Source organism: Rhodococcus sp. Leaf225 (assembly GCF_001426145.1).
GTDB lineage: Bacteria > Actinomycetota > Actinomycetes > Mycobacteriales > Mycobacteriaceae > Rhodococcoides.
The window spans coordinates 174,404-196,992 of sequence record NZ_LMRN01000021.1 but is presented as its reverse complement, the minus strand read 5'-3'; the positions used below and the strand labels follow the sequence as shown (position 1 = coordinate 196,992).

Annotated in this window: 22 protein-coding genes; 6 read left to right on the top strand and 16 right to left on the bottom strand. The window is 68.6% G+C overall.

What is annotated here, in order from left to right:
* Positions 1-18: 18 nt before the first annotated feature.
* A complete protein-coding gene (locus tag ASG69_RS16055; protein ID WP_235578989.1) occupies positions 19-1,752 on the top strand; it encodes a GTP-binding protein in 1,734 nt (577 codons plus the stop codon).
* A 73-nt stretch (positions 1,753-1,825) separates the two neighbouring features.
* The gene (locus ASG69_RS16050) at positions 1,826-2,308 is read left to right on the top strand and encodes a hypothetical protein (protein ID WP_056445798.1); all 483 of its coding nucleotides are present in this window, start codon (positions 1,826-1,828) and stop codon (positions 2,306-2,308) included.
* 1 nt (position 2,309) lies between these two features.
* On the opposite strand, the gene ASG69_RS16045 is transcribed toward ASG69_RS16050, so the two are convergent.
* From ASG69_RS16045 to ASG69_RS16025, 6 genes are all read right to left on the bottom strand, one after another.
* The gene (locus ASG69_RS16045; RefSeq protein ID WP_235578974.1) at positions 2,310-3,347 is read right to left on the bottom strand and encodes a sulfate/molybdate ABC transporter ATP-binding protein; all 1,038 of its coding nucleotides are present in this window, start codon (positions 3,345-3,347) and stop codon (positions 2,310-2,312) included.
* 5 nt (positions 3,348-3,352) lie between these two features.
* Positions 3,353-4,156 carry a sulfate ABC transporter permease subunit CysW gene (gene cysW, locus ASG69_RS16040; protein WP_027505710.1) on the bottom strand — a complete coding sequence of 268 codons (804 nt, stop codon included), beginning with the start codon at positions 4,154-4,156 and terminating at the stop codon, positions 3,353-3,355.
* Complete coding sequence (cysT, locus tag ASG69_RS16035; RefSeq protein ID WP_082544531.1) at positions 4,153-5,055, bottom strand: sulfate ABC transporter permease subunit CysT; 903 nt, start codon at positions 5,053-5,055, stop codon at positions 4,153-4,155. The genes cysW and cysT overlap by 4 nt, the downstream gene beginning before the upstream one ends.
* A 2-nt stretch (positions 5,056-5,057) precedes the next feature.
* Positions 5,058-6,077, bottom strand: a complete 1,020-nt coding sequence (locus ASG69_RS16030; protein ID WP_027505708.1) for a sulfate ABC transporter substrate-binding protein — start codon at positions 6,075-6,077, stop codon at positions 5,058-5,060.
* A 120-nt stretch (positions 6,078-6,197) separates the two neighbouring features.
* Entirely contained in the window at positions 6,198-6,287 is a 90-nt protein-coding gene (locus ASG69_RS23340) for an Ms4533A family Cys-rich leader peptide (RefSeq protein WP_321163718.1), read from the bottom strand.
* 117 nt (positions 6,288-6,404) lie between these two features.
* Entirely contained in the window at positions 6,405-6,644 is a 240-nt protein-coding gene (locus ASG69_RS16025; RefSeq protein WP_056445801.1) for a hypothetical protein, read from the bottom strand.
* Positions 6,645-6,711: 67 nt separating this feature from the next.
* Here ASG69_RS16025 and ASG69_RS16020 point away from each other — a divergent pair, with 67 nt between their 5' ends.
* Positions 6,712-8,760, top strand: coding sequence for a glycoside hydrolase family 15 protein (locus tag ASG69_RS16020; RefSeq protein WP_027505707.1), 2,049 nt, complete (start codon positions 6,712-6,714; stop codon positions 8,758-8,760).
* A gap of 3 nt (positions 8,761-8,763) precedes the next feature.
* Here the strand turns inward: ASG69_RS16020 and ASG69_RS16015 are convergent, their stop codons facing one another.
* From ASG69_RS16015 to ASG69_RS16005, 3 genes are read right to left on the bottom strand one after another with little or no spacing between them, the layout of a single operon-like run.
* Complete coding sequence (locus ASG69_RS16015) at positions 8,764-9,456, bottom strand: TetR/AcrR family transcriptional regulator (protein WP_051613349.1); 693 nt, start codon at positions 9,454-9,456, stop codon at positions 8,764-8,766.
* Between the two features lie 28 nt (positions 9,457-9,484).
* The gene (gene lepA, locus ASG69_RS16010) at positions 9,485-11,371 is read right to left on the bottom strand and encodes a translation elongation factor 4 (RefSeq protein ID WP_269320095.1); all 1,887 of its coding nucleotides are present in this window, start codon (positions 11,369-11,371) and stop codon (positions 9,485-9,487) included.
* A gap of 36 nt (positions 11,372-11,407) precedes the next feature.
* The gene (locus tag ASG69_RS16005) at positions 11,408-12,436 is read right to left on the bottom strand and encodes an iron-siderophore ABC transporter substrate-binding protein (RefSeq protein ID WP_200933839.1); all 1,029 of its coding nucleotides are present in this window, start codon (positions 12,434-12,436) and stop codon (positions 11,408-11,410) included.
* 106 nt (positions 12,437-12,542) lie between these two features.
* On the opposite strand from ASG69_RS16005, the gene ASG69_RS16000 reads away from it, so the two are divergent.
* Positions 12,543-13,124 (top strand): type II toxin-antitoxin system PemK/MazF family toxin, encoded by a 582-nt coding sequence (locus ASG69_RS16000; protein ID WP_056445806.1) that lies wholly within the window; start codon positions 12,543-12,545, stop codon positions 13,122-13,124.
* A gap of 7 nt (positions 13,125-13,131) precedes the next feature.
* Here ASG69_RS16000 and ASG69_RS23335 read toward each other — a convergent pair whose 3' ends face one another.
* Positions 13,132-13,551: a hypothetical protein gene (locus ASG69_RS23335; RefSeq protein ID WP_056445809.1), complete on the bottom strand. Its 420-nt coding sequence runs from the start codon at positions 13,549-13,551 to the stop codon at positions 13,132-13,134.
* 191 nt (positions 13,552-13,742) lie between these two features.
* Here ASG69_RS23335 and ASG69_RS15990 point away from each other — a divergent pair, with 191 nt between their 5' ends.
* The gene (locus ASG69_RS15990; RefSeq protein WP_056445812.1) at positions 13,743-15,176 is read left to right on the top strand and encodes an AAA family ATPase; all 1,434 of its coding nucleotides are present in this window, start codon (positions 13,743-13,745) and stop codon (positions 15,174-15,176) included.
* Here the strand turns inward: ASG69_RS15990 and ASG69_RS15985 are convergent.
* Genes ASG69_RS15985 through ASG69_RS15975 form a run of 3 tightly spaced genes read right to left on the bottom strand, consistent with a single transcriptional unit; the run spans position 15,160 to position 18,634 of the window.
* On the bottom strand, positions 15,160-15,990 hold the full coding sequence (locus ASG69_RS15985) for a transglutaminase family protein (protein ID WP_082544533.1): 831 nt from the start codon (positions 15,988-15,990) through the stop codon (positions 15,160-15,162). The two genes, ASG69_RS15990 and ASG69_RS15985, sit on opposite strands and share 17 nt — an antisense overlap.
* An 8-nt stretch (positions 15,991-15,998) precedes the next feature.
* Entirely contained in the window at positions 15,999-16,970 is a 972-nt protein-coding gene (locus ASG69_RS15980; protein WP_027505702.1) for an alpha-E domain-containing protein, read from the bottom strand.
* Positions 16,970-18,634, bottom strand: coding sequence for a circularly permuted type 2 ATP-grasp protein (locus tag ASG69_RS15975; RefSeq protein WP_197027785.1), 1,665 nt, complete (start codon positions 18,632-18,634; stop codon positions 16,970-16,972). Before ASG69_RS15975 ends, ASG69_RS15980 begins: the two co-directional genes overlap by 1 nt.
* 266 nt (positions 18,635-18,900) lie before the next feature.
* Between ASG69_RS15975 and rpsT the strand changes: the two genes are divergently transcribed.
* Positions 18,901-19,161, top strand: a complete 261-nt coding sequence (gene rpsT, locus ASG69_RS15970) for a 30S ribosomal protein S20 (protein WP_027505700.1) — start codon at positions 18,901-18,903, stop codon at positions 19,159-19,161.
* Positions 19,162-19,298: 137 nt separating this feature from the next.
* Here the strand turns inward: rpsT and holA are convergent, their stop codons facing one another.
* Genes holA through ASG69_RS15955 form a run of 3 tightly spaced genes read right to left on the bottom strand, consistent with a single transcriptional unit; the run spans position 19,299 to position 22,527 of the window.
* Positions 19,299-20,288: a DNA polymerase III subunit delta gene (holA, locus tag ASG69_RS15965; protein ID WP_027505699.1), complete on the bottom strand. Its 990-nt coding sequence runs from the start codon at positions 20,286-20,288 to the stop codon at positions 19,299-19,301.
* Positions 20,285-21,811: a ComEC/Rec2 family competence protein gene (locus tag ASG69_RS15960; RefSeq protein ID WP_056445818.1), complete on the bottom strand. Its 1,527-nt coding sequence runs from the start codon at positions 21,809-21,811 to the stop codon at positions 20,285-20,287. Before ASG69_RS15960 ends, holA begins: the two co-directional genes overlap by 4 nt.
* Positions 21,808-22,527, bottom strand: a complete 720-nt coding sequence (locus ASG69_RS15955) for a helix-hairpin-helix domain-containing protein (protein ID WP_056445822.1) — start codon at positions 22,525-22,527, stop codon at positions 21,808-21,810. Before ASG69_RS15955 ends, ASG69_RS15960 begins: the two co-directional genes overlap by 4 nt.
* Positions 22,528-22,589: the final 62 nt, after the last annotated feature.

Genomic DNA, 22,589 nt, shown 5'->3' with positions numbered 1-22,589 from the left:
ATCACCAATCCGCTTCCGATGTCGGACGTTCCGGTGTCCCCGGCCCCCACCGCCCCGCGTCAGCTGCTGCGCATCGCCACGGCCGGCTCCGTCGACGACGGCAAGTCCACCCTCATCGGGCGGCTGCTGCACGACACGGACAGTCTTCCGCTCGATCACCTCGACGCCGTGACCGACGAGGAGGGCGTGGCCGACCTCGCCGCCCTGTCGGACGGTCTGCGTGCCGAGCGCGAGCAGGGCATCACCATCGATGTCGCCTACCGCTTCTTCTCCACGCCGAGTCGCAGCTACGTCCTCGCAGACACCCCGGGACACGAGCGCTACACGCGCAACATGTTCACGGGAGCCTCCAACGCGAACGTCGCCATCCTGCTCGTGGACGCTCGCGCCGGCGTGTTGCGGCAGACGCGTCGTCACGCCCGGATCGCGACGCTCGTGGGTGTGGACCGCCTGGTGGCGACCGTCAACAAGATGGATCTCATCGACTTCGACGAGTCACGCTTCCGTGACGTCGAGCGCGAGCTCGCCGACCTCGGTGCCCGCCTCGGCACGGAGATCCTGGTCATCCCGATCGCGGCGAAGCTGGGCGACAACGTCGTTCGGCCGTCCTCGACCATGCCCTGGTACACGGGCCCCACTCTGCTCGATCACCTCGAGAGCATCGACCTGGTCGCTCCCGCACCGGTCGCCACGGAGCTGCGGTTGCCCGTGCAGTGGGTCTCTCGCCCCACCGACGGCGAACGCCGTCGGTACACCGGCCGGCTGTCCGCCGGCACCGTGCAGATCGGCGACTCGATCGTCGCGCTGCCGTCCGGATCGCGCAGTGTGGTCACGGCACTCGACACACTGGACGACACCCGCGACGTCGCCGTGGCTCCGCTCAGCGTCTCCGTCGAACTGGCCGACGACATCGACGTGGCACGCGGCGACGTCCTGGTCAGTGGCGAGCCCGACGCCCACCTACCCACGCTCGCACGGGAATTCGATGCCACCGTGTGCTGGCTGGCGGAGGCACCTCTCGGTGTCGGCGACCGACTGGCGATCAAGCACACCACCACCACGGTGCGCGCGACGGTGCAGCGCATTCACTCGCGACTCGATCCGGAGACGCTCGACGAGCATCCCGGCTCGGAGAACCTGTCGCTCAACGACATCGCGCGGGTGACGCTGAGAACCAGTGCGGTGATCGTGACCGACGACTACGCGGACAACCGCGACTCCGGTGCGTTCATCCTGCTGGACGAGCACACGAACGACACCGTGGCCGCGGGCATCATCGAGGGGTCCCGCGCGGTACTCGACCGCTCGGACACCCCGTCCTGGGTTCCGTCGTCGATCACCCGCGACGAGCGTGTCCGCCGTACCGGTCAGCACGGTGCGACGATCTGGCTCACCGGCCACCCGTCCTCGCACAAGGCCGCGGTCGCCGTCGCGCTCGAGGACGCACTGACCGCCTCCGGTCGCACCGCCTACATCGTCGGCGGTGACAACGTCCGCGGAGTCCTCGACATCGACGCCGCAGCCGGAACCCGCGCCGCGACGGTGCAACTCGCCCGGTTGGCCCGGTTGTTCGCCGATGCCGGAGTGGTCGCGATCGTGCCCATCTCGTCGGCGGACGGCGAGGATCTCGCTGCCGCGCGAGTCGAGATCGCTGCGGCCGGGATCCCGGTCACCGATCATCACGTCGATGCCGACGACACCGCGACGCCGGCCGAGGTCGCGGCAGCCGTGCTGCGCGAATCGAACGCGTAAGGAAGAGACGCCCCCGCGTCGAGACGACGTCAGGAACCGCCGACGACGGCAGTGGAGCATGCAGGGTCGAGTCATGACCTTGCGTGAACTACTGCCGTCGCTGTCGTCTCCGGACGATGCTCGTGCGCTGTGGCCCGGGGAGATTCACACCCACGGGGGCAGGATGTGCGTCCGAAGCGACGGGCGCGCCGAGACGTTCCTCGACGATCTGTGCGACGAGTACGGCGACGCGGTGGCCGTCCGAGCGGACACCGCGGTGGTGACGGTGACCAGGGTCCGGTCGGTGGACGTGTACCGAGGGCTCCTCCGCGTCGTCACGACCGGTGCCGACTCGGGTGTCGCCCCGGTGTCCGTCCGCGTCGCCTCGCGCCATCCGGTGTGCCGACCGGTTCCGTGTTGCCTCTGCACCCGGTCGGGGCGCTGCGTGTGCCCCGCGCTCGACCTGCCGTCGGACATCCACGCCGGCGACGTGCTGGCGATGGTCACGCGATGCGGTGATCCGGCGTTCCGTGGCCCTACCGTGTGTGTCCGGTCGGGGTGCGTCGAACGCGAGTGAGTCAGCCGGGGATCACCGGCACGCGCGTGGCACGCACGTACACGGTCTCCCCGCTCTGCAGCCCCAGCGCCTCGTTGTCGCCGCGGGTGATCTGCGCGAAGAACAGCTCGTTGGTGGCGCCGTTGCGCAGCTCCACCCGCACCTCGAAGCCCAGGTGCACGACACGCTCGACGGTCGCCCGCAACACCCCCGCGTTCTCGGCCGTGCCGGTCTGCTGCGCGTTCGCGAGATCCGGTGTGCGGCCGACCCGGATGTCGTGCGGACGGACCAGCTGGCCGTTGAGCCGCGACACCTCGCCGAGGAAGGACATGACGAAATCGTTCGCCGGGGTGTCGTAGAGATCGCGAGGAGCGCCCACCTGCTCGATCCGGCCCTTGTTCATGACCGCGATCCGGTCGGCGACGTCCAGCGCCTCCTGCTGATCGTGCGTGACGAGCACCGTGGTGACGTGCACCTCGTCGTGCAGTCGACGGAGCCACGTGCGGAGATCGGCCCGCACCTTGGCGTCCAGGGCACCGAACGGCTCGTCGAGCAGCAACACCCGCGGGTCCACGGCGAGCGCGCGGGCCAGGGCCATGCGCTGACGCTGGCCACCGGACAGTTGCGCCGGGAAGCGCGTCTGGAATCCCGAGAGACCGACGATGTCGAGCAGCTGATCGACGCGCTCGTCGATCTCGGCCTTGGGCCGCTTGCGGATCTCGAGCCCGAAGGCGACGTTCTTGCGCACGGTGAGGTGCTTGAACGCGGCGTAGTGCTGGAAGACGAATCCGATGTCGCGCTTCTGCGGACTGACGGTCGTGACGTCGTCGCCGGCGATGACCACCACGCCGGAGTCCAGCTCCTCGAGTCCGGCGATCGACCGCAACAGTGTCGACTTTCCCGACCCGCTGGGCCCCAGCAGCGCCGTCAACGATCCGGACGGGATGTCGAGGGACACGTCGTCGAGGGCCGCGAAGTCGCCGTAGTTCTTCCGCGCTCCCCGGACGGAGATCTCGATGCCGCCCGTGCGCTTCTCTGTCGTCGTGGTCGTCGTCGTCACGGTGCTCATTCCTTGGTTCGCTTGCGGTCCAGAACCGTCATCAGCAACAACACGATGACGGCGACGACCATGAGAAGGGTCGACGCGGCGTACGCGCCCGGTTGGTTGAAGTCCTCGTACCTGGCGTTCACCAGCAGCGTCAGCGTCTGCGAGATGCCCGGCAGGTTGGTGGAGACGATGATGACGGCACCGAACTCGCCGAGCGCGCGGGCGACCGTCAGGACGACGCCGTACGTCAGCCCCCAGCGGATGGCGGGAAGTGTGATGCGCCAGAAGGTCTGCCACGACGTCGCGCCCAGTGTGGCCGCGGCCTCCTCCTGTTCCTGTCCGATCTCGTGCAGCACCGGTTCCACCTCGCGCACCACGAACGGCAGCGTGACGAAGATGGTGGCGAGTACCATGCCGGGCAGCGCGAAGATGATCGTGATGCCCCACTCGGCGAGGAAGCCGAACCAGCCGCCGGCACCCCACAGCAGGATGAGCGCGACACCCACGATGACCGGGGACACCGCGAACGGGAGATCGACGACCGCCTGCACGAGACCCTTGCCACGGAAGTTGCCGCGCGCGAGAGCCAGGGCCGTGACGACGCCGAACACCACGTTCAGCGGCACGACGATCGCGACGATGATCAGCGACAACTGCAACGCCGACTGTGCGGCCGGTGTGGTGATGAGCTGGAAGAACGAGACGATGCCGTTCTCGAACGTGCGGTACAGGATCGCACCCAGCGGGAACACCACCAGCACGGCCAGATAGAGCAACGCGACCGTACGGAGGCTCAGTCGAGTTCCGGTGGACAGCTTCACTTCTGCTCCTCCCGCCGGGCGAGGCGGCTACCGGCGATGCGCAGCACGAACAGCACCACGAAGGCGATGAGCAACAGCACCACGGAGATCGCGGCCGCGTCGACGGGCTGATCGGTCTCGATCTGCTCGCGGATGAGCTGCGACGCGATCTGCGTCTCGCCGGGAATGTTGCCACCGATGAGGACGACGGATCCGAACTCGCCGAGTGCCCGCGAGAAGGCCAGTCCGGCACCCGAGAGGATCGACGGCAGCAGCACCGGCAGCACGACCCGCCGGAAGATCACCAGATTGCTCGCACCGAGAGAGGCGGCCGCTTCCTCCACTTCCCGGTCGAGCTCGATGAGGACCGGCTGCACCGCGCGCACGACGAACGGCAGTGTGACGAAGGCGAGGGCGAGCACGACACCGGCCTTGGTGGCGTTCAACGTGATGCCCACCGGACTCATCGGTCCGTACAGCGACAGCAGCACCAGGCTCGCGACGATGGTGGGTAGGGCGAACGGCAGGTCGATCAGTGCGTTGACGACCGACTTGCCCGGAAAGTCGTCGCGCACCAACACCCAGGCGATGACAGTGCCCATCACCACGTTGATCAGCGCCGCCACCACCGAGACCTGCACCGTCACGCGCAGGGTGGCCAGCGCCCGCGGATCGGTGACCGCGTCCCAGAACTCGGCGGGTCCGTCGGACAGGGAGCGACTCAGCACGGCTGCCAGGGGCAGCAGGACGATGATCGAGAGCCACAGGACGACGGTGCCGAGCGTGAGCGATCCCCCGGGAAGATGGGAGGCCGGCCGGCGAGAGGCGGGAAGGCCGGAGGCCGGCCGGCGACGGGCGGGAAGGCCGGAGGCCGGCCGGCGAGTGAGGAACTTTCGCCGACCGGCGACCTCTGTCGTCATGGTCAGCTCGATGCCTTGTAGATCGCGTTGATGGCACCGTTCTCACCGAACAGGTCACTGTCCACCGCAGCCCAGCCACCGAGGTCGTCGATGGTGTACAGCTTCTGCGGCGTCGGGAACTTGTCGGTGTAGTCGGCGGCGACTGCGGGGTCGACGGGACGGAAACCGCTGTCGGCCCAGATCTTCTGGCCGTCCGCGGTGTAGAGGTAGTCGTTCAACGCGTTGGCCTGCTCGAGATTCGCGCTGGAGTTGACGACCGCGACGGGGTTGTCGATGCGGAAGGTCTGGTCCGGAACGATGTGCTCCACCGGCTGACCCTGCCCCTCGAGCAACAGCGCCTCGTTCTCGTAGCTGAGCAGGACGTCGCCCTGGCCCTGGAGGAACGCCTCGGACGCGGAGCGGCCGGAGTCGGGCTGCACCGGGAAGTGCTTCACCAGTTCGGTGACGTAGTCCAGGCCGGCCTGGCGATCCTGGCCGCCGTTGCTCACGGAGGCGTAGGGCGCCAACAAGTTCCACTTCGCCGAGCCGGAGCTGAGCGGGCTGGGGCTGATGACCTGCACGTCGGGGCGGATCAGGTCCTCCCACGTGCGAATGTTCTTCGGGTTGCCCGGTCGCGTCACGATGGACACCACGGAGCCGAACGGCACGCCACCGTAGGCGTTCTGGTTCCAGGCCTCGTCGACCTTGCCGGCCTTCACCAGTCGGGTGACGTCGGGCTCGACCGAGAAGTTGACGATGTCGGCCGGTGCGCCGTCGGCGACCTTGCGCGACTGGTTGCCCGAGGCGCCGTAGTCGGCGTTGATGGTGACGTTGTCACCGTTCTCGGTGGAGGCGAACGCGGCGCCGATGGCATCCCACCCGTTCTTGGGCACGGCGTACCCGACGAGGGTGAGCGACGGACCGGACGTGGACGCGGCGGTCTCCCCGACGGTGTCGGAGGACCCGGTGGAGCACGCGGTCAGGGTGAGGGCGGCCGCGACGGCGGCGGCGGACAGCAGGCGGACACGACGTGATGGGAACACGGTGGACCTCTCGAGGAGTGCGGCACACGCGAGCGCGCGGCGGCACGGACATGAACAGCGGTGATGGACGGAACTGACGAGCGGAACGCGCCGGAATCGGTGAGGGCGCGCCGTGTGGGGTCAGCGACAGTCGACGTCAGCGACCGCGAGCATGCCGACAGCGATCAGCGCCAGTTCATGGCGGATCGGGTGCGGGGCTGCGTCGGACACAGCCGAGAATTTAGCAGAAAGTCGGAGAGAGCCTGCTACCGAGTCAACAGCCACGCGACGATCACCAGCACGATCAGCGCGATGAGGGCCAGGGTCACACGGGAGCGGGGCACGGTGTCACTTCTCTCGGGGGTCGGAGTTGCCGGTGGTCACGGCTGCGGGATCCCGGTCGGCGGGCGTCCGGCGGAAGTAGCGCCGCCTGGCATCGAAGAGCGCAGACAACACGGTGTCGACGACGTACGCGGTGAGTGCCGCTGCCGGCACGACCACCAGCAGGACGACGGCGACCTGGGGTACGAACGGCAACCCGGCGATCCAGAGTTCGACTCCGTCCCACCACGTGGCCACTGCGTTCACACCTCACGACAGTAGTCCCTCGCTCTCCGCGGTGGACTGGGGCGCCGGACGGCTTCATGATGGGCGGATGAGCCCGTTCGACGAACAGTCCGTGGTCCCCCGCGTCGCCAGCGCGGGGGAAGCCGTCTTCGGCCCCGGCGCGGCCGAGCCGGCCGAGGAGGGCGGCGCGCTCGACACCGTTCCCGGCACGGCCCAGACGTGGCTGCCGCATCGCACGACGTTTCCGCCGATCGACGACTACGCCTTCCTGTCGGACTGCGAGACCACGTGTCTGATAGCTCGCAACGGTGCGGTGGAGTGGATGTGCATTCCGCGACCGGACTCCCCCAGCATCTTCGGAGCGGTGCTCGATCGCGGTGCCGGGCAGTTCCGCATCGGCCCCTACGGTCAGAACGTGCCCGCGGCGCGGCGCTATCTCCCGGGCGGTCTGATCGTCGAGACCACGTGGCAGACCGAGACCGGATGGTTGGTGGTCCGCGACGCTCTGGTGATGGGCAAGTGGCACAACACGGACGAGCGCTCCCGCACGCACCGCCGGGCCCCGTCCGACTGGGACGCCGAGCACTGCCTCATCCGCAGCGTGAAGTGCGTCAGTGGAACGGTCGAGCTCGAGATGAGTTGTGAGCCCGCGTTCGACTACCACCGCAAGCCTGCCGTGTGGGAGTACACCGGCAACGTCTACGAGGAGGCGACGGCCACCGCCACGGCGGGCGACGGCACCGAACCCACCCTCAAGTTGACCACCAATCTGCGCATCGGCCTCGAGGGGCGAGAGGCCCGCGCCCGGACTCGGATGACGGAGGGCGACAACGTCTTCGTCGCGCTGTCGTGGTCGACGCTCGATCCTCCCCGCACCTTCGAGGAGTCAGCCGAGAAGATGTGGCAGACGGCGGAGTGCTGGCGCCAGTGGATCACCATCGGCCGCTTTCCCGACCATCCGTGGCGCGGGTTCCTGCAGCGCAGCGCACTCACCCTCAAGGGTCTCACGTACGCACCGACCGGCGCGCTGCTCGCCGCGAGCACCACGTCGTTGCCGGAGACGCCGGGCGGAGAGCGGAACTGGGACTACCGGTACGCCTGGGTACGCGACTCCACCTTCGCCCTGTGGGGTCTGTACACGCTCGGCCTCGATCGCGAGGCCAACGACTTCTTCGCCTTCATCTCCGACGTGACGTCGGGCCCGGACGGCGAACCCGTTCCGCTGCAGGTGATGTACGGCATCGGCGGCGAACGCACGCTCGAGGAGGAAGAGCTCGGACACCTGTCCGGGTACGACGGAGCCGTCCCTGTGCGCATCGGTAACGGTGCCTACAACCAGGTGCAGCACGACATCTGGGGCACGATGCTCGATTCCGTCTACCTGCACGTGCGCTCGCGGGAGAATGTTCCGGAGTCGCTGTGGCCCTTGCTGAAGCGTCAGGTGGAGGAAGCGATCGAGCACTGGCGCGAGCCCGACCGGGGCATCTGGGAGGTACGTGGGGAACCGCAGCACTTCACGTCCTCCAAGGTGATGTGCTGGGTGGCGCTCGACCGCGGAGCGAAACTTGCTGTGCTGCACGGCGAGAAGGCGTACGCCGAGGAATGGTCGAGCATCGCCGACGAGATCAAGGCCGACGTTCTCGAGCACGGCGTCGACTCGCGCGGAGTCTTCACCCAGCGATACGGCGACGACTCACTCGACGCCTCGTTGCTGCTGGTGCCGCTCCTGCGGTTCCTGCCCTCGGACGACGAGCGCGTCCGGGCGACGGTGCTCGCCATCGCCGACGAGCTCACCGAGGACGGCCTGGTACTGCGCTACCGCGTCGACACCACGGACGACGGGCTGTCCGGCGAGGAGGGCACCTTCACCATCTGCTCGTTCTGGTTGGTGTCCGCACTGGTCGAGATCGGCGAACTGCACCGCGCGAAGCGACTGTGCGAACGGCTGCTCGGGTTCGCGAGCCCGCTGAAGCTCTATGCGGAGGAGATCGACGCGAAGACGGGCCGGCACCTGGGCAACTTCCCGCAGGCGTTCACCCACCTCGCGCTGATCAACGCCGTGGTGCACGTCATCCGGGCGGAGGAGGCAGCGCAGGCCGGGCAGTTCCAGCCCGCCCACGGCCACCCGCACTCCTGACGGTCAGTCGAGTCGGAGGGCGTTGACCCACAGGCGCGTCGCCGCGTGCACCAGCTGATCCGACGACCACGTCGGCGGCTCGCCGAGGGACGGCTCCACCACGAAATGGGTGAACGCCAGCCGGGAGATCATGCCCGACAACGCAAGTGATGCGACGACGGGATCCACGCCGCTGTCCGCCAGGCCTCGTCGCTGGAGACCGGCGATGCTGCGCGCGTTGCGACGGACGAACGCGTCGGCACGGTTGCGTCGGAGCCGCCGGAACCGGATGTCGATGGCCGCCACCTGTTCGAGCAGTTCCATCAGCTTCGCGTTGCGTTCGTACGCCTCGAAGTACGCGCGCGTGCTCGCCTCGATGACGGCGACCGGATCACCGTCGTCCGGCACGTGTTCGGTACCGGGGTGCATCATGTCGTCCTGCGACACCTCGAGCACCGCCGCGAAGATCTCTTCCTTGCTCGCGAAGTAGGTGTAGAACGTGCCGGACGAGCAGCGAGCCTCGGCGGTGATGTCCACGAGACGGGCGTCGAGGTACCCGGCACGCTCGAACACCACCCGCGCCGCCGCGACGAGCGCAGCGCGCGTGCGCACTCCGCGCGGCGTCGCCGGCGGAGTACGGAGCAGGTCCGCGTCGGCCAGCGACGGCGGATCGTCGTCGGCGGCGGACCCGGTGCCGGCCGGCGGGGTCCTGGTCATGGGTGTCCCCGCGGGAGCGACCGCGGACCTACTTCTTCTTGTCCGCGGACGCGTCGGTGGACAGGGCAGCGACGAACGCCTCCTGTGGCACGTCGACACGACCGATGGTCTTCATCCGCTTCTTGCCGGCCTTCTGCTTCTCGAGCAGTTTGCGCTTACGGCTGATGTCACCGCCGTAGCACTTCGCCAGGACGTCCTTGCGGATCGCACGAATGTTCTCGCGCGCGATGATCTTCGACCCGATCGCCGCCTGGATCGGGATCTCGTACTGCTGGCGCGGGATCAGGTCCTTGAGTCGGGTGGTCATCTTGTTGCCGTAGGCACCGGCCGCGTCGGCGTGCACGATGGCCGAGAACGCGTCGACGGCCTCGCCCTGCAGCAGGATGTCCACCTTCACCAGGTTGGCCGACTCCTCGCCGATCTCCTCGTAGTCGAGGCTCGCGTATCCGCGGGTGCGCGACTTGAGGATGTCGAAGAAGTCGAAGATGATCTCGGCCATCGGGATGGTGTAGCGCAGCTCGACGCGGGTCTCCGACAGGTAGTCCATGCCGCCGAGCTCACCGCGGCGGCTCTGGCACAGCTCCATGATGGACCCGATGAACTCGCTCGGCGAGATGATGGTGCACTTGACCATCGGCTCGAACACCGCGCGCGCCTTGCCTTCCGGCCAGTACGACGGGTTGGTGACGATGTGCTCGGCGCCGTCGTTCATCTCCACCCGGTACACGACGTTGGGCGAGGTCGAGATCAGGTCGAGCCCGAACTCGCGCTCGAGGCGCTCGCGGGTGATCTCCATGTGCAGCAGACCGAGGAATCCGCAGCGGAACCCGAACCCGAGAGCGACGGACGTCTCCGGTTCGTAGGTGAGGGCGGCGTCGTTGAGCTGCAACTTCTCGAGGGCGTCGCGCAGATCGGGGTAATCGGACCCGTCCACCGGGTAGAGACCCGAGTAGACCATCGGCCGTGGCTCGCGGTATCCGGTGAGCGCTTCGGTCGCGCCGTTGCGGGCGCTGGTGACGGTGTCTCCCACCTTCGACTGACGCACGTCCTTGACGCCGGTGATGAGATAGCCCACCTCACCGACGCCGAGGCCCTTCGTCGCCTTGGGGTCCGGCGAGACGATGCCCACCTCGACGAGCTCGTGCGTCGAACCGGTCGACATCATGGTGACCTTCTCGCGCGGCAGGATCTTGCCGTCCACCACGCGCACGTACGTCACCACGCCGCGGTACGCGTCGTAGACGGAGTCGAAGATCATGGCGCGTGCGGGGCCGTCGGCGTCGCCGACCGGCGCGGGCACCAGACGGACCACCTCGTCGAGCAATGCCTCGACGCCCATGCCGGTCTTGCCCGAGACGCGCAGGACGTCGTCCGCCTCGCAGCCGACGATGTGGGCGATCTCCGCGGCGTAGCGGTCGGGGTCCGCCGCGGGCAGGTCGATCTTGTTCAGCACCGGAATGATCGTCAGATCCTTCTCGAGTGCCAGGTAGAGGTTGGCGAGCGTCTGCGCCTCGATGCCCTGTGCAGCGTCGACGAGGAGCACGGCACCCTCGCACGCCTCGAGTGCACGCGACACCTCGTAGGTGAAGTCGACGTGCCCGGGGGTGTCGATCAGGTGCAGGACGTGCTCGGTGTCCCCCACCTTCCACGGCAGGCGGACGTTCTGCGCCTTGATGGTGATGCCGCGCTCACGCTCGATGTCCATGCGATCGAGGTACTGCGCGCGCATCGACCGGTCGTCGATGACACCGGTGAGCTGCAGCATGCGGTCGGCCAGCGTCGACTTGCCATGGTCGATGTGGGCGATGATGCAGAAGTTACGGATCCTGGTGGGATCCGTGAACGTCGTGTCCGCAAAATTGGTGATGGGGTACTCCTGACGAGACGGCCGTGGTGACGTACAGAATATCTGCACGTCACCACGGCCGGGGTCCCGGGCAGGCCGGAGGGGTCAGGCGGGGGCCGTGGTGGTGGCCGCTCCGGCACCCGCGAGGGTGCTCTCGAATGCCGGTACGAGCGAGTCGAGCAGGTACGGCAGGCTCAGCGGCGAGGTGAAGTAGATGGCGCCGGCCGTGATCGCGTCGGTGAAGACGAGCCTGTTCTCCCGCACCTCCTGCAACGACGAGTACACCGGGTCGGCCTCGAGGGTCGCGCGGTCCTCCGGGGACTCGGTGGCCCAGAGCAGCACGTCGGCGGTGTCGAGCACGGAGAGGTTCTCCAACGGGATGTACGCCTGGGCGTCCTCCTCCTGGACGAAGGCGTCGAGCTCGGACGGGATCTCGAACCCGAGCGAGGTGAGGAAGTCCGTGCTCAGACCGTCCTGATAGGCGATGGCGTTGCCGTCGTAGATCGCGTTCTGCAGGAGGACGGCCTTCTTCCCCGCGAACTCGGGGTGGGCCTCGGCAGCCTCTCGGTACCGGGTGCGGACGTTCTCGACGAGCGCCTCCGCCTCGTCGGGCTTGCCGAGCGCGGCTCCGATGGTGCGGGTCTGCTGATCCCACGGCTCGAAGTAGGGGGAATCGACGTCGCTGTGGGCGATGGTCGGGGCGATGGCGCTCAACCGGGTGTAGTCGTCCTGCGTCATGCCGGCGTTGGTGCCGATGATGAGGTCGGGTTCGAGGGCGGTGACCTTCTCGAACTGGATGCCGTCGTCCTGGGTGAGCACCTCGGGCCGGGCGTCACCCAGCAGATCGTGAGCCCAGGGCCACGTCGCGTCCGGCTGCTCTCCGTACCACTCCGTGACACCGACGGGAACGACGCCGAGAGCCAGCAGGGTGTCCTGCTCGGTCAGTCCGACCGAGACCACACGCTGCGGATCGGCCGGCACGACGGTCTCGCCGTAGGCGTGAGTCACGGTCACCGACCCCTCGGTCGATCCGCTCTCGGTGTCGGACGAGCACGCCGACACCAGCGCCAGGACACTCAGTCCGACGGCCACCACCGTGCGGCGACCCACACGTCCGACACTTCCACGCCTCACGACAACCCTCTTTCACATCGGGAATCTCCCGAAATCGGACTTAGGGTAGCCGAACCTCACTCACGGGTGGTGAGCTACGTCCTCGGGTCTCGGTAGCCTGGTCGGCATGGCAACTCTGGCGTCGATCGGCAAGAAACTGGGACGACTCGCAGTGGCGGAAGGCCCGCGCCTGTTCCGGCAGCTGCAGCGGTCCGGCGCCCTCGACAAGGTGACGCAGTCGTTGGGTTCACGCATCGGCGCGTCCGGTGCCGGTGGCACGTCACCCACCGGAGCATCGTCGGGACGGCCCGTGACGTCGACCTCGGTTCCCACCGCCATGCGCGCACGGCGCATCGAGTACTCCCCCGCGCTGGACGGCGCCGCGGATCCGGGCGAGGTCGTGTGGACGTGGGTGGCCTACGAGGAGGATCCGTCGCAGGGCAAGGATCGACCGGTGCTCGTGGTCGGCCGCGACGGTTCCACTCTGCTCGGCCTCATGCTCTCGAGTCAGAGCAAGCACGACGGCGACCGCGACTGGCTCGGCCTCGGCGGCGGGCCGTGGGACGCGCAGGGACGCCCGAGTTGGGTCCGTCTCGACCGCGTGCTCGACGTTCCCGAGGGCGGGATCCGACGAGAGGGAGCCGTCCTCCCCCGTGATCGTTTCGACCTTGTGGCACAGCGCCTGCGCTCCGACTTCTCCTGGCACTGAACTCGGATCACAGTCGATCGACGGCGTTCTTGGCCTCGAGCAGCGACAACCCGGTCCGCTCGCGGAGTAATTTGATCGCGGCGATCGCCTGTCCCTCGTTCTTCAGTGCCGTGAGGCGTGGAACGAGGTCGTCCCACCGCGCCGGGCCCGGCGTGAGGGACTCACCGCGTTCGAGGGATTCGACCGCCACCTTCGCGTCGCGCAGTCCGGCTCCAGTTCGTTCCCGATAGACCTTGATCGCCTGAATCTTCTTGTCGGCGGCCAGCAGTCGATGAATCTCGGCGCGAGCACCGTCGTCCAACCCGACCGTTCCGACCTCGCCGGAGGTAGTGGGCCTGCCGGATGCGGCGCGTCCGAGAAGTCGGAACGCGAGAACGGCGGCGACGAGAACGATCAGGGCGACGAGGAACCATCCGGAGGCCGACATAATCTCCAGTGAATCACCTCCGCCCGGACGCCGCGAGGGTCGTCAGCTCCGGCCGACTCTGGCGCACATCCATGCCGCGGTGCTACCGTCTCTGTGCGGATGTTATTTCCGCCCCCTTCTTCCCCATTCTCACGGGCGCCACATCCTGCGTCACATTCCTTCGAACCATCCGCACTGGTAGTGCGTTCACTGTGACCCTCACGCATTCCCCGGACTCCCTCGACATCGTCAGCGGAGCCCTCTCCCATCTCTCCCATCGCGCCCGGACACTCGACACCGGTCCGCTCGAAGAGCCTGCGCTGCACATCTTCTCGCACCTGGCGGCGCCTCCGGATGCGGTGACCTCGCATCGCCGCTCACTCCCCGCCTATCAGGCCGCGACCCTCGTCCTCGCCGTCGAGGCCTATGCCGATGACCGCCCGGAGGAGTCGACTTCATCTGCGGCACAACGGTGGTCGTCGGTTCGTGGCCACGAGCGGTACCACGACGATCTCGTCGCCATGCTGAGTTCCTGCCGTCGCGGTGGCAGTTGTCGCGGCGCACCGGTCGAGTACCGGTCGGTGGACGTCGGTCCCGCGTCGACGATGTCCGTCCCGGTGTTCGGGTTGCTCGACACCCACTCTCCCGGCGGTATTCCCGTGGCGGTCGCGCTCCACATTCCCGACCCGGCCCACCAGGCCCCACTCCAGATCGAGGTGCTGTCCGGCGATCGAGACGCCGGTGCGAGCACGCTGGACGCCCTCCTCTCGCTCATGACCGACCACGACGTCATGCGCGGGCAGGTCCTGACCCTGGGAGGGAGCGGTGGACGCGGCAACGGCCTCGTGAGGTTCATGGCGAGGCCCACCGTCGCGGGCGAGGACTTGATCCTTCCCGACGGCACCCTCGAGGCGATGACTCGCCATCTCGTCACCGTCGGGTCCTCCGCGGCGCGGCTCCGCGAGGCCGGCCAGCATGTGGGCCGCGGACTACTGCTGTACGGACCGCCCGGAACCGGCAAGACCCACACCGTCCGTCACCTGCTGGGACTGGTGCCGATGAGCACGGTGATCGTACTTACCGGGTCCGCGATGCGGCACATCGCCGAGGCCACCACCCTTGCACGCCGCCTGAGCCCGTCGGTCGTGGTGGTCGAGGACGTCGATCTCATCGCCCGGGAGCGCGAGGAAACGGGTGTGAACTCGCTCCTGTTCGCCTTGCTCGACGCGATGGACGGCATGGACGGCGACGCGGACGTCACGTTCGTCCTGACCACCAACAGACCGGACTCCATCGAGCGAGCGGTCCGGGACAGGCCCGGCCGTATCGACCTCGCGGTCGAGATCCCGTTGCCCGACACCCGCGGTCGCGAACGGTTGGCACGGCTCTACCTGTCGGCCGTGAACGTGGCAGCCGATCTCACACCGCTGGTGGAGGCGACCGAGGGTGGAACCGCCTCGTACGTCCGAGAACTCGTGCGCCGCACCGTGGTGGCCGCGATCGAACGCGACGACCATGGCGCCGACGGGCACACGACGGTGATCACCGACGACGACGTCGCCGCGGTGCTCACCGCCTGCGTGGACGAGCGTCAGAGACTGACGCGCTCGCTGTTGGGCGGATCCGGCGTCAGGCCAGCCGGGTGATCTCCACGACGACGTCCAGTTCCGTGGACCCGCCACCGGAGAAGATTCCCTTGAGGGGTGGCACGTCGGCGTAGTCGCGTCCGATACCCACCGAGACGTGCTGTTCGTTCACCGGCACACCGTTGGTCGGGTCGTAGCCCCACCACGATCCGGTCCACGCCTCGATCCACGCGTGTGACTGACCCTCGACCGAGTCACCCACCACCGCTTCGGCATTCGGGTGCAGGTAGCCCGAGACGTAGCGGGCAGGAATGCCGATACTGCGGAGCAACACCAGCGTGAGGTGTGCGTAGTCCTGGCAGACGCCCTTCTTCTCGGCCCACGCCTCCACCGCGGACGTGTGCACCCCGGTGGTGCCGGGAACGTAGGACATCTCCTGGTTCACCCAGTCGCAGACGGCCACCACGGCGTCGTACGGCCCCAGATCCTTCGCCAACTTCTTCGCGACGGACGTCAGCTGACGGTTCCGAGGGACGTAGGTGCTGTGGCCGAGCAGCTCGTTGAACCTGTCCACCACGGGGTCTGCGGCCAGGTCCTCCCAGTCGAGGGTCTCGTCCGGCGGGACGAACGCGTCCGTCTCGACGACGGAGGACCCGGCCACCTCGAGGGACGTGTGCGGAGCGTGCAGATCGAACGCCGTGACCGCGGTGCCCCAGTAGTCGGTGTACCGGTACGACCTCGTCGCCGGATCGGTCTCGACGCGGTTCAGAATGACGTTCTGCCGGGTGTCGCTCCGCGGCGTCAGTCGCGCCTCGTTGTACGAGGACGTGACCGGTGCGTCGTAGTTGTACCCCGTGGTGTGCACGACGCGCATCCGCCAGCTCACAGTTCACCCTCCAATTGTGCTTCGTCCGTTCGGCTTCCGGCGTCCGTCCAGGCGACCCAGGGCGCTGCGTGGAAGTACTGCTTGGAGATCGCCTCACCCACCTCGCGGCAGGTCTCCTGCAACGACATCAGACGGTCCTGCAGGTCCTCCAGCAGAACACCCGGCTGCAGGAACTCGAGTTCACTGCGAGCGCGGCCGAGAAGTCGCTGCGCCTCGGCACGGGATCCGACGCGCATGTCGGGGTGATGGTCGAGGCTGTCGAGCGAGTGTTCGGCCTCGCTCAGTGCGTAGAACACCGAGCGCGGGAACAGCCGGTCGAGGAGCATGAACTCCAGGACGCGTTGAGCGTCGAGAGCGCCACGGTAGGTACGCAGATACGTGTCGTGTGCACCGGCCGACCGCAGCACCGTGACCCACGCCGGCGACGACGGTCGGTCGCCGGCACGGGCGAGCAGCAGGCGGACGGTCATGTCGATGCGTTCCACGGAGCGACCGAGCAGCAGGAACCGGTAGCCGTCGTCGCGGCTGAGCGTCGAGTCGGCGAGCCCGGCGAACATCGCGGCGCGCTCCTCGATGAACCCCAGGAACTCGTGGGGGCCCAGACGCTTCGACGCTCGAATGCGTTCACCCAGTGCGTTGTACGTCGTGTTGAGACATTCCCACATCTCGCTCGAGGTGACCTCGCGTGCGCCGCGAGCGTTCTCGCGGGCGCTCGACAACGAGTCGACGATGGAGCCGTTGCCCTCGCGGGAGAACGCGACGAGTTCCGTCAACGACCACACGTCCAGGCGCTCGTCGGGGAGCTCGAACCCCAACACCCGCAGCAACACTCGGGAGGTGTGGTCGGGATCGACCGTCGCGTCCTCGAGCAGCTGGTGCACCGTGACGTCGAGGATGCGCGCGGTGTCGTCGGCGCGTTCGACGTAGCGGCCGATCCAGTACAGCGATTCGGCGTTACGAGCCAACATCAGCGGGCACCGTCCTTCGGGGAGTGGGTCAGCTGTTGCTGCTGCTGTTGAATCTGCTGGCTGTTGAGCTCGGGGCCCTGCTCCGCGGTGGGTGACGACGGGGGTTCGGACACGATCTCCGCCCCGCCGAGCTCACGCTCGTCCTCCTTGGTGGCGCGGCCGGCCAGCACCCACGTGTCCTTGCTGCCGCCGCCCTGGCTCGAGTTGACCACCAGGGAGCCTTCGGGCAGCGCCACTCGGGTCAGTCCGCCGGGCAGCACCCACACGTCGTCACCGTCGTTCACGGCGAACGGCCGCAGGTCGACGTGCCGCGGCGCGAGCTGGTCACCGATCTTGGTGGGCACCGTCGACAGCTGCACCACCGGCTGCGCGATCCATCCGCGCGGATCGGCCCGGATCTTCTTGCTGATCGTGGCCAGTTCCTTGGGCGACGCGTCCGGACCGAACACGATGCCGTATCCGCCGGAGCCCTCGACGGGCTTGATCACCAGTTCGTCGACACGGTCGAGCACCTCCTCGCACTCGTCCGGCAGCCAGCACCGGTACGTGTCGACATTGGCCAGGAGCGGCTTCTCGCCGAGGTAGTACTCGATGATGGTCGGCACGTACGTGTAGGTGAGCTTGTCGTCGCCGACACCGTTGCCGATGGCGCTGGAGATGACGACGTTGCCGGCACGTGCGGCGTTGACCAGCCCGGCCACACCGAGAACGGAGTCGGGTCGGAACTGCATGGGGTCGAGGTAGTCGTCGTCGATGCGGCGGTAGATCACGTCGACCTGGCGCTCGCCCTCGGTGGTGCGCATGTAGACGACGTTGTCGCGGCAGAAGAGGTCGCGGCCCTCGACCAGCTCGACGCCCATCAGCCGGGCGAGGAGGGAGTGCTCGAAGTACGCAGAGTTCGCGACGCCGGGTGTGAGGACGACGACGGTGGGGTCCGCCTCGTTGATCGCGGCAGCGGCACGCAGGGCGCGCAGCAGGTGCGTGGCGTAGTCACCGACCGCACGCACCCGGTGGCTGGCGAACAGGTCGGGGAACACGCGCGCCATGGTGCGGCGGTTCTCCATCACGTACGAGACCCCCGACGGCGAGCGCAGGTTGTCCTCGAGGACACGGAACGTGCCCTCGGCGTCACGGATCAGGTCGATACCGGCGACGTGGATGCGCACACCATTGGGCGGCACGATGCCGAACGCCTCGCGGTGGAAGTGTTCGCACGACGTCACCAGAGACTTCGGGACCACGCCGTCGCGCAGGATCTCCTGCTCCCCGTAGATGTCCGCCAGGAAGAACTCGAGTGCCTTGACCCGCTGCTTGATCCCGCGCTCGAGCTTGTTCCACTCGGACGCCGCGATGACCCGGGGCACCTGGTCGAGAGGGAACGGACGCTCCTGACCCTCGAGTGCGAACGTGATGCCCTGATCGACGAAGGCGCGGCCGAGGGCGTCCGAGCGGGCGTCCAGTTCCGCGGCGTCCGACGGCGCGAGCGCCTTGTGGATTCCCTTGTACGGTCCACGCAGCCCGCCGTCGCCGTCGAACATCTCGTCGAACGCCAGTCCATACTTCCCGATGTCCCGGTAACCGTCGAAGACGCTCGGCCCGGACGAGGACTGCGACTGCGAACGGCTCTTCTTCGCCTGTGGTGCAGCGCTTGATCGGGGACTCATGGTCGCCATGCTGCCTCACAGGTACCCCTGGAGCACGGTGGACACGTTAATTCCATGCAACCTCACGAGTCACGTGCACACCGACTCCCTGCAGCGAGATCACCGAATTGGGTTACCGGACCGACGCTGGTAGTCTCGTACGTCGGACGTGGGCACGCTCGTGCGCACCCACCGTCACCAGCTTTCACAAGCACTGCACGTACGGCTCGAGAGTGTTCCCCGGAGTCAGCCGTCCCGGACCGAGAAGAGACGAAGGATAACTACGCGTGGCCAACATCAAGTCCCAGGTGAAGCGAATCGCTACCAACGAGCGTCAGCGCCTGCGCAACCAGTCGGTGAAGTCGTCGCTCCGCACCGTGATTCGCTCCTTCCGTGAGGCGACCGAAGCCGGCGACAAGGCCAAGGCCGAGGAGATCCTGCTGACTGCGAGCCGCAAGCTCGACAAGGCAGCCAGCAAGGGCGTCATCCACAAGAACCAGGCTGCCAACAAGAAGTCGGCACTGTCGCTGGCCTTCAACAAGCTCTGATCTCTCCCGAGCCCTCGCGGCTCCTCTCGAGAGTCCCTGTGCAGTTCTTCTCGAGAGTTCCTGTGCAGTAGCTTGTCAGCACTACGCCCCGGGCGAGCACGATGCCCGGGGCGTAGTCGTGTGCCCGGGCGGCGCTGTCAGCGCGAACTCAGCCCCGCCACCACGTTCACGGCGCGTTCCACCGCGTAGTCCGCATCGGCGGCCTGGCCCTTGACGTCCGCGTTGAGCGCGGCCACCACCTGCAGTGCCTCGGCGATGCGCTGCGGATCCCACATGCGGGCCTGCGCCTGCGCCTTCTTGATCTTCCACGGCGGCATCCCCAGTTCGGACGCCATCCGGAACGGATCGCCGCGGCCCGCCGAACCGACCCGCGCCACCGTGTGGACGGCCTCGGCCAGTGCGTCCGCGAGCAGCACGTGCGGTGTGCCGCCCAACATCGCCCACCGCAGTGCCTCGAGGGCGCCGGCACGGTCACCCGACACGGCCTTGTCGGCGATGTCGAAGCCCGTGACCTCCGCACGGCCCGAGTAATAGCGGCGGACCGCCGCGACATCGACCTTCCCCGCCGTGTCCGACACCAGTTGCGAGCACGCGGCGGCCAGTTCGCGGAGATCGGACCCCACCGCGTCGACGAGCGCGGCGATCGCATCGGGAGCGACGCGTGTCTCCGAGTGGGAGCGGAACTCGGCCCGCACGAAGTCGACGCGCTCCGACGCCTTGGACAGCTTCGCGCACTCGTGGACCACGGCACCGGACTTCTGCAGCGCCCCCACCATGGCCTTGGCCCGGCCTCCACCGGAGTGCAGAACGACCAGGACCACACCGTCCACCGGCGTCGCCGCGGCGTCGAGAACCAGCGTCATCGCGTCCTTACCGGCCTCCGCGGCCGCCTCGAAGACGACCACGCGATCCTCGGCGAAGAGGGAGGGGCTGAGCAGTTCCGCGAGCTCGGCGACCGTCGTGTCCCCCGCCCGCAGACGGTCGACCGGCACCTCGGCCCCGGCCCCCACCGTTGCCGCGCGCATCGCGGCCACGATGGACGACACCGCACGCTCGACGAGGAGCTCCTCGTCGCCCAGGACGAGGTGCAGGGGCTCGGGACGGGTGCTGCTCGCTGTCGAACTCACCGGTCGATGGTGCCACGGTGCGCCGACAGCCACCGACGCCGGACCATCACCGCCGCGCCCGCCGCGACGAGGACACATCCCCCGACGACGGCGGCGCCCCGAGGCCCGGTCGGAGTGAGCACCGTCGCACCGGGAGCGTCCGCCGTGTACGCGGCCACGGCCAGCAACCACCGCAGCGGCACCCACGCCACCCCGGCGACGACGGCCCCGGCCTCCACGCTCACGACGGCCACCACGGCCGCCAGCGCTCCGATCACGGTGACCGGCCCGACGACGGGTGCGGCGAGCACGTTCGCCGCCACCGAGTAGACGGAGAACGTTCCGGCCATGGCGGCGACCAGCGGCGCGGTCACCAGGTGCGCCGCCAGCGCCACGGCCACGGCGTCGAGCACCGGACGTCGGCGACCGGGCGACGCGTCGGCGCGGCTCACCATCGCCGTCAGCACCGGGGCGAGCAGCACGAGAGCGACCGTCGCGGTCACCGACAGCGCGAACCCCCACGACACCGCCAGTCCCGGATCGACGGCCAGCAGCACCAGCACCGCGGTGCACAGGGCCGGCATCACATGGCGACGGCGGCCGGTCATCACCGCCAGCAGACCCAGCACACCCATGACCGCCGCACGCAGGACGCTGGGTGACGGTCTCGCCACCACGACGAACGCGACGAGGACGATTCCCGCGAGCGCCGCGGTGGTTCGAGGCCCGGCCGAGAGCAGCCGAGAGCCGAGGACGACACACCCGACGACGAAGGTGAAGTTCGCACCCGACACAGCGGTCAAGTGGGACATTCCGGCCGCCGTGAACGAGTCCTGGACGGAGACGTCGAGTCCCGACCTGTCCCCCACCACCATCCCCGGGAGCAGCCCCTCCTCCTCACGTGGCAGAGCGATGGCAGCGGCCTCCGCGAGAGCACGTCGCACCACGCCCGACCACCGGAGCAGGGCCGGCGCGCTCCCCACCTCGGGTGGCCCCGTGGCACGTGCGACGGCATCCACCGCGCCCACACGATCGGGAGCCGCGAGCCGCGCCCGGAACGTCACCGACACACCCGGTTCCAGTGCCCGCCACGGATCCGGGGGCGCGAACACGGTGATCCGGGCCGACCCATCGACGACGGTGCCGCGCAGCGTCACTCGGCTTGCTCGTATCGGCACGAGCACCTGATCCGCGAACGAGCCCGTGATCGGACGTGGATCGTCCGTGACGACGCCCTCGACCGTCGCGTACGCACCGCGCAGCGCGCCCTCGCGGACCGGGCCCGTCGTCACCTCGTGCATCCGCAGGGACGACATCGCCGCGAACGCCGCGGTGACGCAGCAGGCCGCCACGACGACGAGCATCACCAGCGATCCCCAACCGTGCCGACGCCGGCACCACCAGCCGACGACCGCCACGAGCACGCACACCGCGGCCAGAGCCGCCGCGGGCCGCCACCCCGCGCCGACGGCCACCACGGTCGCAGCCCACGCCCCCACCGCACTCGGGACGAGCCGCAGATCCACGGCCGGTGCGTCGGTCACACCGTGACCAGGGGCGTCAGCTTCTCGAGTCGAGCGGGGCCGACGCCGCTCACCTCGGACAGCTGATCGACGGACGTGAAGCCGCCGTTCTCGGTGCGCCACTGCACGATCGCGCTCGCGGTCACCGGACCGACACCGGGCAGGGCATCGAGCTCCGCCTCCGTCGCCTCGTTCAGCGACACCAGACCCGGGGCCTTCCCGCCGGCATCGGACGACCCCTCGCCGGCCACGGACACGGGTGCCGGAGCGAGCGGTACCGACCCCGTCGTCGACCCCACCACCACCTGGTCACCGTCCGACACCTTCGCCGCCCAATTGAGCCCGAAGAGGTCCGCGTCGTCCCGGCGCCCACCCGCGGCCGCGACGACATCGGCGATACGGGACTCGGCGGGAACGGTGACGAGTCCCGGGCGCATCACAGCGCCGAGCACGCTGACCACGACTCCCGCGGATTCCGGTGCCGACGTCGTCGGCGTCTCGGACTCGGTGATCAGAGGGGGAAGCGGCGGCACCGCGGCGACCTGCGGAGAATCTCGCATCACCACCGCCCCCACGGCGCCCACGAGAAGGACGGCGGCCACGGCGAGGGCACGGACGCCGCGGGACCCCGGATCGATCCGGAAGCGCGAGCCGACGAGACCCGCGCGGCGATGCACCGCGTCGGACCGGCCGCCGTCGGGGTCGGCCGGCTCGGGAGCAGCGATCTCGGGTGCCATGCCCGCGACGGTAGGCCCGGGCCAGGACGAGACGAGCCGCCGCCGGGCTCACCTGTGGACGG

Coding starts and splice junctions, on each gene's coding strand:
- ASG69_RS23335 (WP_056445809.1), bottom strand. CDS start 13,551: ATGTCGGCCTCCGGATGGTTCCTCGTCGCCCTGATCGTTCTCGTCGCC.
- ASG69_RS15955 (WP_056445822.1), bottom strand. CDS start 22,527: ATGGCACCCGAGATCGCTGCTCCCGAGCCGGCCGACCCCGACGGCGGC.
- ASG69_RS16000 (WP_056445806.1), top strand. CDS start 12,543: ATGGCAACTCTGGCGTCGATCGGCAAGAAACTGGGACGACTCGCAGTG.
- ASG69_RS15985 (WP_082544533.1), bottom strand. CDS start 15,990: ATGCGCGTCGTGCACACCACGGGGTACAACTACGACGCACCGGTCACG.
- ASG69_RS15975 (WP_197027785.1), bottom strand. CDS start 18,634: ATGAGTCCCCGATCAAGCGCTGCACCACAGGCGAAGAAGAGCCGTTCG.
- ASG69_RS16015 (WP_051613349.1), bottom strand. CDS start 9,456: ATGACCAGGACCCCGCCGGCCGGCACCGGGTCCGCCGCCGACGACGAT.
- ASG69_RS16055 (WP_235578989.1), top strand. CDS start 19: ATGTCGGACGTTCCGGTGTCCCCGGCCCCCACCGCCCCGCGTCAGCTG.
- cysT (WP_082544531.1), bottom strand. CDS start 5,055: ATGACGACAGAGGTCGCCGGTCGGCGAAAGTTCCTCACTCGCCGGCCG.
- ASG69_RS16050 (WP_056445798.1), top strand. CDS start 1,826: ATGACCTTGCGTGAACTACTGCCGTCGCTGTCGTCTCCGGACGATGCT.
- ASG69_RS15980 (WP_027505702.1), bottom strand. CDS start 16,970: ATGTTGGCTCGTAACGCCGAATCGCTGTACTGGATCGGCCGCTACGTC.
- ASG69_RS16020 (WP_027505707.1), top strand. CDS start 6,712: ATGAGCCCGTTCGACGAACAGTCCGTGGTCCCCCGCGTCGCCAGCGCG.